This window comes from Elusimicrobiota bacterium (assembly GCA_040757695.1).
Lineage (GTDB): Bacteria > Elusimicrobiota > UBA8919 > UBA8919 > UBA8919 > JBFLWK01.
Genome location: JBFLWK010000057.1, coordinates 1 through 15,143 on the forward strand (window position 1 = coordinate 1; position 15,143 = coordinate 15,143).

Consider the following 15,143-nt stretch of genomic DNA (forward strand, 5'->3'; position numbering starts at 1 on the left):
TGATATAGACAATAGCGCGATTATAATAAATAGCAGGTTCTTTTCCAAAATTCAGCGCCTGGTCAAAATCGGCAAGTGCCTCGGTATAGAATCCAAGCAACGAATATGCGATACCTCTGTTGATATATGTATTTGCTTTGTTTTTTTCGCCATCAGTATATTTCCAGATAGAGAGCGCTTTTGAGAAATGTGCTATTTTTTTAGCCGGCTTTTTTGCTTTCACACCACTGTTAAAGTAGTATTCAAACGAACAACCGATAAGGGCAGCGAATAGCGAATAGCGAATAGCGAATAGTAAAATTCTTTTAAGGTGCATCTTTTCACCTTTTACCTTTAACCTTTCACTTGCTGTTTTCATATTCCGACTGTTACACTTTTTTGCAAAAGCCGTTTCATGTCATCTGTATCAGTAGATGTTTCCATTGCTTCCTGCAGTGTTATCTGTTTCCTGGATATTAAATCAACCAGCGAAGTATTCATTGTTTGCATCCCGTATTTTGCGCCAGTTTGCATTGCGATATAGACTTGTTCTGTTTTCATTTCACGAATTAAATTTCTGATTGCAGCTGTAACAATCAGCACCTCGCAGGCTAAAGTTCTGCCGACACCGCCTGATTTTAACAAAAGTTGCTGTGTCAAAACCGCCTGTAAGGTGAATGATAGTTGGCTTCTTATCTGACCTTGCTGGTGTGGTGGAAATACATCAACAATCCTGTTTATTGACGATGGTGCGTCGGTTGTATGGAGTGTTGCGAACACAAGGTGCCCGGTTTCTGCGATTGTGAGTGCCGCTGCGATTGTTTCTAAGTCACGCATTTCACCAATCAGTATTATATCAGGGTCCTGTCTTAAAACATATTTTAACGCAATTGGGAACGAAGCAGTATCCGCACCAACTTCACGCTGTTCTACGAGACACCTTTTATGTGTATGAACATACTCTATCGGGTCTTCAATTGTGATGATATGTCCCTGTCGGTGTTCATTCAAATAATTTATCATAGAGGCGAGTGTAGTTGTTTTGCCACAGCCGGTAGGTCCTGTAACCAGCACCAACCCTTTTGGCAGTCGCATAATATCATAAATCACCGGTGGCAGCCCTAATTCTTCAAATGTAAAAATTTTTTCAGGAATGGTTCTTAAAGCCGCGGAGACAACATTCCGCTGTCTGAAAACATTCATTCTTATTCTGCCAACCCCTTTTATGCCAAACGATAAATCCAGTTCGTTTGATGCCTCAAATTTCTCTTTCTGGCGGTCAGTTAAAAGCGAATAAATCAGCCGCTGACATACATCCGGCGTAAGTTTTTCAAAATGGGTTGGATACATTTCACCATCTATTCTTAATATTGGCGATGTGCCAACGGTAAGATGCAAGTCCGACGCATTCTTTTGAATTACCAATTTTAACAACTCATCCATGCTCAACATATAAAAATCAATTAAAAATTAAAAATGAAAAATGAAAAGTTGTTGATAACACCTTAATTTTTAATTTTACATTTTACATTTTTAATTGCCTCTATTCTACATCTGCAAATGTTATTCGCATCATTTCTTCAACAGTTGTTATACCGGCAATCACCTTTTTGAGTGCCGCCTGCCGTAAAGTAATCATCCCCTGTTCAACCGCTGTCTGTTTGATAATATGTGTAGACGCTCTATCCAAAACCAGTTCGCGTATTTTATCTGTTACCTCCATCACTTCATAACAGGCGAGCCGACCTCGGTATCCTGTATTTGAACAATGGTCACAGCCCCGTCCTTTATACAGTTTTATTTTTTGGGCATTCCCAATCTCTTTTGCAGATAGCCCTGAGGATGCCATTACTTCTGATGGCACTTCGTATTCCTCTTTACAATTAGAACAGATTACACGAACAAGCCGCTGTGCGATAACCATAATCACAGTTGATGTTGTTAAGAACGGCTCAATCCCCATATTGTTGAGTCGGGTGACAGCGCCCGGTGCATCGTTTGTATGAAGTGTAGAAAAAACAAGATGGCCTGTAAGCGCAGCGTTGATAGCAATCTCCGCTGTTTCAGTATCACGAATCTCACCAACCATGATGATATCCGGGTCCTGACGAAGAAACGCCTTTAAGCCCGCTGCGAATGTAAGCCCGATATCAGGTCTTGCATGAACCTGATTTATTCCCTCTAACACATATTCAACCGGGTCTTCAATTGTAGAAATATTCACATCAGGCTGGTTTAACTGTGCAAGTGTAGAATAAAGTGTGGTAGATTTACCGCTTCCAGTAGGACCTGTGACAAGAATGATTCCGTAAGGCACATTTATATTTTTGTTGTAGATTGCGAGTGACTCTGACTCAAATCCGAGTTTGGTCAAATCCAGACACAACGAAGATGCATCCAGAAGACGCATTACCACTTTTTCACCAAATGCAGTCGGTAGAACCGAGACACGCAGGTCAACCTCTCTATTCATAACTTTGATTTTTAGCCGACCATCCTGTGGAAGCCGGCGTTCTGCAATATCAAGGTTTGCCATGATTTTTATACGGGAAACAATAGCATTTTGTGTTCTCTTAGGTGGTGCCGAGACCTCGTGTAAAACACCATCAATCCTGTAGCGGACACGTAGCGCTTTCTCATATGGTTCTATATGGATATCGGATGCTTTTGCTTTTACAGCACCGGATAAAAGCAGGTTAACTATTTTTATGATTGGTGCATCTTCGCCTTCTGCTTCAAGTGATACAATATCTTTGCCGGTATCCACTTCTTTTACAACATCTACATTTGTTTCAGCACCTTTTTGTTCCATATCCTTGACAAGTGTCTCCATTGATGCCTTTGTGCCGTAATACCTTTCAATTGCTGCCTTTATCTCGCTTTCAGACGCAATCACAACATTTATTTCATGACCGGTCATAAGCCGAAGGTCGTCAGTTGCAAAAACATTCAGCGGGTCTGCCATCGCAATAGTGAGCGTATTATCTTCTCTTGCAATAGGTATTAGTGTTTGGTGTCTTACAACTGATTCAGGTACCGATTTCACAACATCTTCAGGGATTTCGCCATATTCAGAAAGTGAAATATAAGAGACACCGCATTGTTTGCCAAGAAATGCAAGAAGCACATCTTCTGTAATATAGCCGAGCGACATCAAAATTACACCAAGTTTGCCACCTTTCTTTTTCTGCTCCTCCATCGCATCCTGGAGTTGTTCTGGTGAAATAATACCAACCTCAACCAAGAGGTCGCCCAGTTTCTTTTTTAATGACATCTGTTTTACAGCCATATATTTATAGTATAAATAAAAAAAACTATTTTGTCAAGTGATTTTTTAATTTGGACGCAGATTTTCGCAGAAAAATCAGGATTTAATCTGCATTCATCGGAGCCTGCCCCCGAATGATTCTATCGGGGGTTCATCTGCGTTCTATTGTTTTTTTTGTTTTTAACATCTGTTCCGCTATTGGAGAAACGAAACATTTTATGCTGCCACCAAGTGAAGCAATTTCTTTAACAAGTGTGGAAGATAGATAAGTCCATTTTTCAGCAGGCGTCAGAAAGACCGTCTCAATTTCAGGATGAAGTTTTCGGTTTGTCAGTGCCATCTGAAACTCGTATTCAAAATCAGAAACAGCACGAAGTCCACGGATAATTATTGTTGCATTTTTGGTTTTCATAAAGTCAACAAGCAGCCCATCAAACGCCTCAACAGAAACATTTTTTTCGTTGATAGAACTTCTCAAAATTTTTAGTCGGTCTTTTATAGAAAAAAACGGCTTCTTGTTCGGGTTTGTAATTACCGCAACAATCAGGTTATTAAAAATTTTTGCCGACCGAGAAATAATGTCCAAATGCCCGTAAGTCGCCGGGTCAAAACTGCCAGGATATACCGCAATTTTTTTCATAAAATTGACCTCTATAATTTATTATATCAAAATAATAAAAAAATTGCAAATAAAAAAATCCCCAACGTAGCAGTCGCATTGCTATGCGACTATAAGCGGGGATTTTTTTAACTGCTGTCATTGCGACCCAGAGCGAAGCGAAGGGGAAGCAATCTCGTCTTTAGATTGCCACGGGCTTCGCCCTCGCAATGACAATCAAATGTAAAGAACTGTTAGAGACACCACAATAGTCATTACGGAGTAAAAAACATTCCGTAGATGTCACCGTTAGTGATTTCCCATGAACTCTCATAATCCTGCGTCATTGTCGCTCGCAAGATACTTAAAAAATATTTTGTGCCTATGAAAAGCGGCCAACTCATAACAAAATTCTCAGAACCTTTTCGCACAAGCAACTTAACCTCATTACCGAGCCGATTTCCATTTGTGTCAAAAAATGCCGCTTGACTTTTCACATCTGCAGTACCAAGACCATCTGACCATGTAATAAAATACTTTGAACCGTCAAAAACAGGAATGGCAATGTGATTGTCCCACGGTTTTTCACTAATCACAAACCTTGGAGTTACATTACCGTTACTATCCATCAACCTACCGTAAAGGTTCCAATCGGTTTCAGTAGTAGTGCGTGTTTCGTCGTGAAATACGATAAGATATTTGTTATTCACATTGTTAAACGCTGCAAAAACGGGGTTGTCGGATGCAAGGTCATTGACATCAATGGCAATCTCTGAGCCTAAACTCCCGCTCGTACTTATAAATCGCGCATAAATATCCGTGTAATAGTATTTGTGGGTGGAGTCAGTAGACACATCAACCTGCCGACGGTTGTCTTCCCACGTAACAAGATATTTACCGCCACGATACACTAAATCAGAAGCGCGTTGATTGTATGATGCTGTAGCAATTGGAATTTCCGAACCGATAAGTGAACCGTTTGATGCCACTAACTGACCGTAAATATCCTTATTTTGGGAACCATTTCTGTAATCAACCCAACTAACTAAATAATTCGTTCCATCAGATGCAACACCCGGGCACTTTTTGGAATGAGCGTTAGTAATAAGAAACGGTGAACTCTTTACACCGGCAGGTGTAACAAATATTCCATAAAGATTGCCGGCATTGTTATTATATATTTCAGTGCTCCTGTAGACAATTAAGTATTTACTGCTACCATATGCGACATTAGCAACATCAACTCCTCCGCCGTGGATAGTGCTGCCAAACACATCAAAAGAGACCAATTGTCCCAGCGTTCCTGAACAGAGAACAAACTGCGCTTTTAAGTTATAAGGCACATTGGTTGAATCCCTTATGGCATATACGATAAGGAAATCTGTGCCATCAGAAGCCGCAGCAGGAATGCCATCAAATTTTCCTGTTGATGTAATTGCAAATTCTGAAAGCGTTGTGGCGCTGACAGCGGATGTTTTTGCGGATTTGTTTCCTGCCCAGTCGTATGCCTCAATTGTATAACTGTATTGTGTGCCTGGCGTCAAACCGACATCAATAAAAGAAGTATAAGACACTGCGGTAATTTTTACACCGCCTCTGTAAATTGCATAGCCAGCAACATCTGTGTCGGCTGAGGCAGTCCAACTCAATTTTACCGATGTGCCGCTTACTCCAGTAGCAGCAGGATTTGTCGGCGTTGCAGGTGCGGTTGTATCGTTTATCGTCGGTGTTATAGTTGAAATAACGACATTTGTAGTTGTATCTTTGATAACGGTATAACTGTAATCAGAAGCAGCGGTTATCTCCGTCTGCTCTATCGCTTTGTCAAATCCGGTGCTGTTTGCATCAAATGTTGTTGTGAACATATCATAAGTAAGCGGGTCTATGCCGTTACGCTCCAGTATGGAACTGACGACGGTTGCCACTACCGATTTGATTGTGTCTATCGTTTCTTTGGCTGGCAGCGTTCCGAGTGCAGCAAAATTGTTGTCAAACGCATCTTTCATATCTGAAACGCCTTTTGTTGACTTAAAATATGTTCTCACAACCATATCTGTAAACGGATGAATGTTGCAAGTCCCGGATGCATTTGCGATGCTGAAATATGTTGCAGTACCTTCTGTAACTTTTAACAACATCGGAAAAGTTAAGGATGTTACATCCACATTATATTTCCCATCGGTACCGGTTGTTGCAGTTCTCGCCAAACCTGCAGAATCTTTTACAGATACCGTCGCAGAAGTAATTGGTTTACCCTTTGCAGCGGTGCCTGAAAGCCCCTGCGAAGGATATGTCACCGTAGATGTAACTACCGCTGGTTCCGCTTTCTTCTCTCTAACCTTCTTGTCTAATTCCTTTACCTTTTCCTTTACCGCACCGGTCATCCCGAGCCGAAAACCTGCAGCATAGAGACAGTTGGCAGTTGACAGTTGACAGTTGACAGTAAAGGTAAAACATAAAACAAAAAATATCTTTTTCATTTCCCTTCCCCAAAATCACGAATAACACATCACGAATGTTATCACGAATTTTCACGAATAAATCATTGTTGCTATTCGTGTCTTGTTCGTGATGTTTGCCTTTATTCGTGTGCCTCTATTCGTGATTTTACTTTCCGAAATAATAATTTATCCCGAAATTGACCACATATTCCAGACCATTTACCGATTCGGAAGTATCATCGTCTTTAAGTGAAACGAGCGCAGGTCCCAAATCTAACTGGACTGACAGGCATTTTACAAAAAAATACTCGCTGCCGACGAAAAGTTCGCCCGCAAATCCAGTACCTTCGCTGTCGTCTCCCTTAAATGAAACGAAATCGCCTTCCAGCCCGGCAAACAAAAGATATTTTGCCTGTGGTGAAAAATAATAATAACCTCTCAACCCGCCGACGAAGATGTCTTTTTCAATCTGCCCTTTTCCCTCCAGACATATTTTATCAGATAAAAAATATCTCATCCCAATTCCAGGATAATTAACCCCTATCCCGAAATCGCTTTTTGCTACCCCCCCTTCCCCCCCTTCTCCGTAAAGGCAGGAACAAGCAGCAAACAATAACACCATACCCAAAAACTTTCGCATCTCACTCACCTCCTTTTAACGACAGAGAATTAAGAATTGAGAATTAAGAATTAAGTAAAAATTGATTTAGTACATTTGTACTAATTTCTGACAGGATTTACAGGATAAAGTCAAAATCCAGTTAATCCTGTCAAAGTTAAAACACTTTACAAATAAAAAAGCTCCGATAAATCGGAGCTACTACAAATGAAATAAAAATAGCGGGGCAACCCCGCAATTGCCAATTTTACATTTTTTCCGCCACCCAAATCGGCGGATCCGCCTCTGGCGGAAATTTTTAATTTTGAATTGGTATCTCCCCCCCCCGAAAATTTTTGGGTTATTAACAGTTTGTCCAATGGAAGATTTAGTTTTCATTTTTCAGTTTTAGTATAACAAAAAATTCACTTTTTGTCAAGTGCTTTTTTTTTGTTATAATTTTCACTTGCTCATTTAGCTAAATGAGCAAGTATCATTTTTTATGCAGTTGCTAAATCCAGTTTTTGCAGATTTTGGTTTTTAGTAATACGACTAACCAATGCAGGTTCATTCTGGATAATTTCAACTGCAAGTTGTTTCGCCTGTTTTATTATTGCAAAATCGGTTAAGATATTCCCGAGTTTAAATTCAGGGATACCAGATTGTGCAGTTCCGAAAAAATCGCCAGGACCTCGTAGTTGCAAGTCAGTTTCTGCAATTTTAAAGCCATCGGTTGTTTTTGTTAAAATATCCAGCCGTTTTTTTGCTTCATCGGTTCTGGGCTCGCCTAATAAAATACAAAACGATTCCTTATTGCTTCTGCCAACTCTGCCTCTTAACTGATGCAGTGTTGATAGCCCGTATCGTTCTGAATGTTCAATTACCATCACAGTCGCATTCGGGATATCAATACCAACCTCAATCACCGTTGTGGATATAAGAATATCATAATTTTTTTTGGCGAAGTCAAGCATAATTTGTTCTTTTTCTTCCGGCTTTAGTCGGCCATGAATCAAGCCGACTGAAAAGTTTTTGAACTCCGTATTTTTCAATTTTTCAGCTTCTTTTATTACGGACTTGAGTTGTAATTTTTCACTTTCATCAACTAATGGATAAACGATAAACACCTGGTCACCTGAAACAATTTTTTCTTTTACAAAGTTATACGCAAATTCTTTTGACATTGTAATTGTTTTTACAGGAATTCTGCCCGGCGGTAGTTCGTTGATAGTTAAAATATCTAAATCACCGTAAAATGTTAAGCCCAGTGTTCGCGGTATCGGTGTGGCAGTCATCAATAAAAAATCCGTATTTCTAAATACGGATTTTTTCCGCAGTTTCAGCCGCTGTTCTACACCGAATCTGTGTTGCTCGTCAATAATAACGAGAGATAGGTTTTTGAATTTTATATCTTCTTCAAGTAAAGCGTGAGTGCCTATTATGATGTTTGCAGTACCATCTGCTATTTTATTTTTTATTACAGTTTTCTTTTTTTTAGGCATTTTACCAATAACGCACTCAATTGTAATCGGCAGATTTTTGAGCAAATTTTTTAGGGTTGAAAAATGCTGTTCTGCAAGAATTTCCGTCGGTGCCAGTAAAACTGTCTGGAAACCGGATTCAACTGCCAATAGCATAGCGGAAAGTGCAACTACTGTTTTTCCGCTACCGACTTCACCCTGCAAAAGACGATTCATTGGTTTTGAAGACAGCATATCATCAAAAAGTTCGTTAATAACTTTTTTCTGTGCAGATGTGAATTCAAATGGCAGTCCTTTTTTGAACGGTGATAATAATTTTTTGGTAAGCGTATATCTAAACTCTTTGGTTTCTTTTTTGTGTTGTTGTTTCAAAAGCTCAAGTTTTAACTGAAACTCAAAAAACTCGTCAAACGCCAGTCGTTCCCGCGCATTATCTCTATCTGCGAATGTGTCAGGGAAATGTATATTTTTTAATGCCTGTTTTATACTGACCAGATTGTATTTGTTCAAGTATTTTTCGGGTAGCGGCTCTTCTATTAAATTGCAGTGTTTGACAAGCGACTGGTTTATGATAGTTCTTAGAAACTTATTAGTAAATTTTTCGGTTAATGGATATATAGGCACAATTCTGTTAGAATGTAATAAATCGGCAGATGTTACAACCTCGTATTCCTGAACATTGATTATTTTTTCCCAGAAATCATAACTTGCAACACCTGTAATAAATATCTCGCATCCTTTGGTAATTTCTTTTTTTAATGTTGATAGAACATCATAATTTCTTGAATATCGTCTTATCCAGATAGCAGTAGCAGTCCCTGTGGGGTCTTTTATTTTTGCCTTGAAGGCGACCAAATATTTTCCTCGCCACTCGGTTGTAGGTGGTGGAGTATGTTCAACTTTGCCTTTGATGGTTATTTTTTCACCAGGTTTAATTTCAGCAATTTTCGTCGGATTTGCTCTGTCTTCCCAGTCACGTGGAAAATAATACAACAAATCCTTAACAGACTTTATCCTGAGATTGTTATAAAGCCGTTCAGCAATTTTGCCGCCTACACCTTTTATATACTGAACCGAAATTGTTTCTATTGACATTTTTATATATTTTTGTATAATCGTGATTTAGGAGGATCTATGGCATTCAAATGTATTGTATGTAGCAAAAAATCTGTTTCTGGCAATCGTATCAGTCATTCGCATAAAGCAAGCAAACGCAAATTCAAACCGAATCTACAAAAAATCAGGTTCATACTAAACGGTAAAAGATATTACGATTATGTCTGCACCAAATGTATAAAATCCAATCGTATCACAAAATTAATTGAAAAATCAAAAATTAGCGACGAGCACAATTAAAATGTAAGCATTTGCTTACATTTTTTATTTCTGGAATTTTTTTATTTTACTTCTGGCAAGTGGTGTTTTTACAAATTTTAGCCAGTCCTGTGATGGATGCGCTGTTTTGCTCGTCAGTATTTCAACAATATCGCCGTTTTTAAGTTCGTATTTCAAAGAAACCATTTTGCTATTGACTTTCGCACCATAGCAATGATTACCAATATCAGTATGAACAGTGTATGCGAAGTCAATCGGTGTAGAGCCAACAGGCAGTGATTTAATATCGCCTTTGGGCGTGAATACAAACACTTGATTAAACTCCAGTTCTGTTTTCAGCCCAGCTAAAAACTCTGTTGAACTGTTATTCTGTTGCCATTCAAGGATTGATGCAATCCACGAAATTTTCTTGTCAAACTCTTTCTGTTTTGTCGTCCCATCTTTCCATCTTTCTATCTTTCCATCTTTATACTTCCAGTGTGCTGCAATCCCATAACTTGCTATTTGATGCATCTCTTCGGTTCTTATCTGGACTTCAACCATTAAGTCATCAGGCATAATAACTGTTGTATGGATTGACTGATACATATTTGGTTTTGGATGTGCGATGTAATCGGTAAATGTATTTGCAACAGGTGTCGCAAATGTATGCAGTTGGCTTAAAATTTTGTAACAGTTTTCTACAGTATCTGTAATGAGCCGTATTCCTAAAATATCTTGGATTTCGTCAAACGGCTTGTTTTGTTGTTGGATTTTTCTAAAAATACTGTAGATATTTTTGGGCCGAGATTTGATTTTGAACGAGATATTAAACACAGATAGATTCGTTTTTAATGTCTCAACGATATTGTTAAGTATCTGCTGCTGTTCAATTTCTCGGTTTGCTATTTTTTTAGCAAGTTCATCAAAAAGTTGCGGGTTAAGATTCATAAATGCGAGGTCTTCTAATTTTGCTTTCAATGTGTAGATTCCAAGCCGATGCGCAATCGGCGCAAAAATATCCAATGTTTCCTTCGCATTTTTGTTGATTTGTGTCTGTGGCAAAAACTTGAGGTCAGTTAAATTATCCAACCGGTCTGCTAATTTCACAAAAATTGTTCGGATATCTTTTGCAGATGCAAGAATCAGTTTTCTGATGTTTTCGCTTTGTTTGTCCTGCTCGCTTGTGACAGTTGTAAACTTTTCTATTTTTGTAACACCTTCAACAATTGTTATAATTTCAAGCCCGAATTTTTTTTGGAATTCATCTTTTGTAACTTGTGTATCTTCAAAAATATCGTGCAGAATGCCAGCAATAACAGTGATATGGTCAAGATTTAACTCCGCCAGATTTTCAGCGACAGAAACTGCGTGTTGAAAATAGGTTCTGCCTGAAGCACGTTTAAGATTTTTTAGATTAAGCTCAGCAAAAGCGACCGCATCGTCAATTTGGGGTTTGTATGCGGGGTTCAATGCAATGTATGCTTGTAATTCCATAGACTGCTATAACGGTATGGTTAAGGAGAGTATGTAATCTATAACCTGATTTTTTTCTGGACTATCAAGTTTATAGAACTTTGTCGCAAAATCAACTATCCAGTTTTTGAGTTCATAGCCAACCCCTGCGGTATATGAATTAGCATCAGTATTCTTAAAGAATTTTTCAGATATTATACCCTGTCTTAAAAACAGATGTTTTGTAATAGATTGCTGGAGTCCTGCATGATAGAACTCTTTTTTTGTTGATGCATCGTTTTCATAGTCAAAGGAAAATAAAAACCATTCTGCAAATTGCACGGCGATACCTGTGCGTATATGCGATTTAATAATATGGCGTCTGTAATCAGTCCACCACAAATAACCCGGCGCATTTTCAGCTAAGAAGCCGATTTTTAAGAATTGCGAAGCGGTATAGAGCAATCCGATATCAATTCCGAAACCATTCCCATCTGAGATATTTGGAGAGTTTTCGCTTATTACACCAACCTGTGCAGAAATATAATTCAGATTGATACCCATCAGCATATTTGCTGTATACCGCGATGCAAATGAAAATATGTATTTGTTAGAGCGGATTTCTATTTCGTTATTCTTAAATATTCCGGAATAATTTGATAGCGGTTTGAAGGCAACTGCACCTTTCGGACTTGCGAAACCCAGAAACAATAATTTCTTGCCTTCAAGCGAATCGTTTTTATACAGGTCTGTATCTGAAGCATCTGTTTCTTGGTTGATATCTGAACAGAATGTAAAATAATTTCTTTCAAGTTGTTTCAATCCTGCTGGATTCCAATATGCAGCCGACGGATTATCAGATACTGCTGAAAATGATTCACCCATAGAAATTGCTTTTGCATCAACAGGTTTACCATTATAGATAAAATCAGGCAGTGGTAATGTTTCTTTTGCTTCCAAAAACATACAGATAAATCCAATAATCAGAAAAATTAGAAAAATACAAGTTTTCACTTACCCTCCAAAAGTCAGTTGCTCATTTAGCTAAATGAGCAACTGAGATTTTTTAGTTATTCCAAATACTGTAATTCATAAAGTTGCTTGTATATCTGCGAAGTTTTAAGTAGTTCAGAATGTGTGCCTAGAGCAACAATTTTGCCTTTATCAATAACCACAATTCTATTAACACCTTTGATTGTAGAAAACCGGTGGGCAATAACAATAGTTGTCTTACCAGCCATAAGTTTTGTAATTGCTTCCTGAACTAACATTTCAGATTCAGAATCTAATGCGGAGGTTGCCTCATCAAGAATCAGAATCTGCGGGTTTCGGAAGAATGCCCTTGCGATTGCAAGTCGTTGTCGTTCACCGCCTGAAAGCGTTATGCCTTTTTCACCAATAATTGTATTATATTTTTGTGGCAGTTTGGTAATAAAGCCATCTGCATTTGCCTGTTTAGCAGCATTTTCAATTTCGTTTAGGTTTTTATCAAGGCAACTATATCCAATATTATTAGCAACAGTATCATTAAACAAAATTGTTTCCTGTGTAACTATCCCTGTTTTTTGCCGTAGTGATTTAATTGTAAAATTTTTTATATCTTCAGTATCAATCAAAATTTTTCCCTCAACCGGCTCAAAGAATCTTAAAAGCAGATTTATAATTGTTGATTTACCACTGCCAGAAGGACCGACAATTGCGACTGTTTCACCTTTTTTTACTGTGAAATTTATATTGTCTAAAACTTGTTTATTAGGCTGGTAAGCAAATCCGATATTTTCAAATTTTATTTCGTTCTTGAATTCCGGCATTTCTATCGCATCAGGCAGGTCTACAACTGCTGGCTTTTCATCTAAAATCTCAAAAATCCGTTCACTTGCCGCAATCGCTGTTTGAATATCGGTATTAACATCTGTTAACGCCTTTGCAGGTTTATACATTGCCATTACAGTCGCTATAAATGCGATAAAAGTTCCTTGTGTTGTAATTCCGTTTATCACTTCCAACCCACCCCAGACAATTACAATCCCTATACCAATTACTGCCAGAAGTTCTACAAGCGGTGCTTGAATAACATCCGCTTTTGTTAATCGCATAATCATATCAAAATAGTTTTGGTTCTGGTCTTTCATAAATTCAACTTCTTGTTTTTCTGTCGTTGATGTCTTTATGAGTTTTATTCCTGTAATTTTCTCCTGAAGAAATGAATAGATTGTTGCAGTCAATTCCTGAACCCGTTTTGACCGTCTTCTTATTTTTTTGCCAAATTTGATTATCACAAATGATATAACTGGGAAGGCAACTAATGCTGCGAATGTCCATTGCCAGTTCAAATAAAAAACAACACCAAGATAGAAAATTAGTTGAAGCCCATCTCTAAGTGTGTTTCTCGGAAGCATTATAATAGACCGCTGGATAAGTGATACATCGTATGTGAGCCGCGAGATGAGTTTGCCTGTTGATGATTTTATAAAATAGCCAAGTGAAAGATTTATCAGTTTTTCATACATAGCATTTCGTATATCTTTCACAACTGACTGCCCAATCCATGATAGAAGATAACTTTGAAAATATGTAAATATAAATCTCAAAAGTGATACAACAAAAATACCTGCAACTATAGGCAGTATGAACTCTTTTTGCTTGTTGGCAAAAATTTTATCTATTGCTGGTTTTATTAAAAGCATTAACAATGACTGTGTTACAGCAACAAATATCATACATATTACTGCATAAACGAATTTTTTTTGGTATGACTTTAAGTAATTAAAAAGTCGGCTAATTTTGCTCATTTTCTCATTTGCTCATTTAGCTAAATGAGCAACTATACTTTAATTTCCCTTAAGAACTTGGCGTCATTTTCAGGAAGCGATGTGTTTATAAACATTCCAGAGCCGAGTTCAAACCCTGCTGCTTTTGTTAAACGCGGCACAATACTTAAATACCAGTGAAAAAAATCCAATTCTTTTAAGTCAGTTGGTGAAGACCGTATCACATAGTTGAAATCAGGATTATCAAGCCCATAATAATATTTTTTAAGTGTTGTTTGTAAATTAAAAGCAAAATCAGAAATTTCGTCTTTTGATATATCGCCAAAACTGGAATAATGCCTTTTTGGATAAATCCATAGGTGGAATGGCGAGAGTGCAGCATATGGAATAAAAGACACAAAATGTTTGGTTTCTAAAACTATACGGGAACCATCCTTAAGTTCTTCTGAGAGAATTTTACAAAACACACATTCAAGATTCTCATCAAAATATTTTTGGGCATCATTAAATCTATCACGGACTTGCGATGGGACAACAGGTGTAGCAACTATTTGTGAATGTGGATGTAGAAGGGATGTTCCCGCTGCCTCACCGTGATTCTTGAAAATTATTATCATCTCTATTCGTTTATCAATTGCTATTTCGTTGTATCTTGCTTTATATGATTTAATAATATCACAAACATCATCTAATGGCAATAATGCTGTTGTTGTATTATGACGAGGAGTTTCTATAACTACTTCGTGTAATCCAACACCTGTAATCCGTCTTTTAATACCGTCAACAGTTCTTATCCGTTCACCTGTTTTAGAAAGTGCTGGAAATTTATTTGGAATAATACGAACCTGCCATCTACCATTTCGGTCTATCCGCAGTGTCTCTTCAGGTGACATTGTTGCTTCGTTACCGGGACAAAACGGACAGGTACTTTCATATTCAGGCAGGTTAACTTTCTGTTTCTCTTTTTTCTTAAAATCTTCAGGCCGTTTTGCCCGCTCCGTTGCAATAACCACCCACTCTTTTGTAACTAAATTCTGTCTAATTTCTGTCATTTTTTTCTCACTTGCTCATTTAGCTAAATGAGCAACTATCTTTATTTTGCTATTTCAACATATAAACCTGAAAAATGCGTGAAAACGCTGTTTTTTGACATGACTTCGTCGGAACAACTTTAATGTTCATTTGCAAATCGACCTATTTTAATAGTGACCGTACTTTTTTAGCATTGCTGAATAGTT

General features: G+C 37.9%; 12 protein-coding genes. 1 reads left to right on the top strand and 11 read right to left on the bottom strand.

The genetic code is table 11. The features are described 5' to 3' along the window. The 7 genes from AB1349_09475 to recG form a co-directional block, all read right to left on the bottom strand. Positions 1 to 358 (bottom strand): tetratricopeptide repeat protein (locus AB1349_09475; protein ID MEW6557569.1); only part of this gene is annotated, 358 nt, incomplete at its 3' end. Further along, positions 355 to 1,431 carry a type IV pilus twitching motility protein PilT gene (locus tag AB1349_09480; GenBank protein MEW6557570.1) on the bottom strand — a complete coding sequence of 359 codons (1,077 nt, stop codon included), beginning with the start codon at positions 1,429 to 1,431 and terminating at the stop codon, positions 355 to 357. The genes AB1349_09475 and AB1349_09480, both read right to left, overlap by 4 nt. A 91-nt stretch (positions 1,432 to 1,522) precedes the next feature. Further along, positions 1,523 to 3,268 carry a type IV-A pilus assembly ATPase PilB gene (gene pilB / locus AB1349_09485; protein ID MEW6557571.1) on the bottom strand — a complete coding sequence of 582 codons (1,746 nt, stop codon included), beginning with the start codon at positions 3,266 to 3,268 and terminating at the stop codon, positions 1,523 to 1,525. A 130-nt stretch (positions 3,269 to 3,398) separates the two neighbouring features. Next, on the bottom strand, positions 3,399 to 3,887 hold the full coding sequence (gene coaD / locus AB1349_09490) for a pantetheine-phosphate adenylyltransferase (protein ID MEW6557572.1): 489 nt from the start codon (positions 3,885 to 3,887) through the stop codon (positions 3,399 to 3,401). A gap of 233 nt (positions 3,888 to 4,120) precedes the next feature. Continuing rightward, on the bottom strand, positions 4,121 to 6,325 hold the full coding sequence (locus tag AB1349_09495; GenBank protein ID MEW6557573.1) for a fibronectin type III domain-containing protein: 2,205 nt from the start codon (positions 6,323 to 6,325) through the stop codon (positions 4,121 to 4,123). Between the two features lie 127 nt (positions 6,326 to 6,452). Then, a complete protein-coding gene (locus tag AB1349_09500) occupies positions 6,453 to 6,926 on the bottom strand; it encodes a hypothetical protein (GenBank protein MEW6557574.1) in 474 nt (157 codons plus the stop codon). A gap of 458 nt (positions 6,927 to 7,384) precedes the next feature. Continuing rightward, positions 7,385 to 9,460, bottom strand: coding sequence for an ATP-dependent DNA helicase RecG (recG, locus tag AB1349_09505; protein ID MEW6557575.1), 2,076 nt, complete (start codon positions 9,458 to 9,460; stop codon positions 7,385 to 7,387). Positions 9,461 to 9,499: 39 nt separating this feature from the next. Here recG and rpmB point away from each other — a divergent pair, with 39 nt between their 5' ends. After that, positions 9,500 to 9,721, top strand: a complete 222-nt coding sequence (gene rpmB, locus AB1349_09510) for a 50S ribosomal protein L28 (GenBank protein MEW6557576.1) — start codon at positions 9,500 to 9,502, stop codon at positions 9,719 to 9,721. Positions 9,722 to 9,745: 24 nt separating this feature from the next. On the opposite strand, the gene AB1349_09515 is transcribed toward rpmB, so the two are convergent. The 4 genes from AB1349_09515 to galT are packed head-to-tail and all read right to left on the bottom strand — an operon-like array spanning position 9,746 to position 14,957. After that, a complete protein-coding gene (locus tag AB1349_09515) occupies positions 9,746 to 11,176 on the bottom strand; it encodes a RelA/SpoT family protein (GenBank protein ID MEW6557577.1) in 1,431 nt (476 codons plus the stop codon). Positions 11,177 to 11,182: 6 nt separating this feature from the next. Continuing rightward, positions 11,183 to 12,148 carry a hypothetical protein gene (locus AB1349_09520; GenBank protein ID MEW6557578.1) on the bottom strand — a complete coding sequence of 322 codons (966 nt, stop codon included), beginning with the start codon at positions 12,146 to 12,148 and terminating at the stop codon, positions 11,183 to 11,185. 56 nt (positions 12,149 to 12,204) lie between these two features. Then, on the bottom strand, positions 12,205 to 13,926 hold the full coding sequence (locus tag AB1349_09525) for an ABC transporter ATP-binding protein (protein ID MEW6557579.1): 1,722 nt from the start codon (positions 13,924 to 13,926) through the stop codon (positions 12,205 to 12,207). Positions 13,927 to 13,958: 32 nt separating this feature from the next. After that, positions 13,959 to 14,957, bottom strand: coding sequence for a galactose-1-phosphate uridylyltransferase (gene galT / locus AB1349_09530; protein ID MEW6557580.1), 999 nt, complete (start codon positions 14,955 to 14,957; stop codon positions 13,959 to 13,961). Positions 14,958 to 15,143: the final 186 nt, after the last annotated feature.

Bases quoted from the DNA above. Each gene is read 5' to 3' on its own strand.
- AB1349_09480 (MEW6557570.1), bottom strand. From the start codon at position 1,431: ATGTTGAGCATGGATGAGTTGTTAAAATTGGTAATTCAAAAGAATGCG.
- pilB (MEW6557571.1), bottom strand. From the start codon at position 3,268: ATGGCTGTAAAACAGATGTCATTAAAAAAGAAACTGGGCGACCTCTTG.
- coaD (MEW6557572.1), bottom strand. From the start codon at position 3,887: ATGAAAAAAATTGCGGTATATCCTGGCAGTTTTGACCCGGCGACTTAC.
- AB1349_09495 (MEW6557573.1), bottom strand. From the start codon at position 6,325: ATGAAAAAGATATTTTTTGTTTTATGTTTTACCTTTACTGTCAACTGT.
- AB1349_09500 (MEW6557574.1), bottom strand. From the start codon at position 6,926: ATGCGAAAGTTTTTGGGTATGGTGTTATTGTTTGCTGCTTGTTCCTGC.
- recG (MEW6557575.1), bottom strand. From the start codon at position 9,460: ATGTCAATAGAAACAATTTCGGTTCAGTATATAAAAGGTGTAGGCGGC.
- rpmB (MEW6557576.1), top strand. From the start codon at position 9,500: ATGGCATTCAAATGTATTGTATGTAGCAAAAAATCTGTTTCTGGCAAT.
- AB1349_09515 (MEW6557577.1), bottom strand. From the start codon at position 11,176: ATGGAATTACAAGCATACATTGCATTGAACCCCGCATACAAACCCCAA.
- AB1349_09525 (MEW6557579.1), bottom strand. From the start codon at position 13,926: ATGAGCAAAATTAGCCGACTTTTTAATTACTTAAAGTCATACCAAAAA.
- galT (MEW6557580.1), bottom strand. From the start codon at position 14,957: ATGACAGAAATTAGACAGAATTTAGTTACAAAAGAGTGGGTGGTTATT.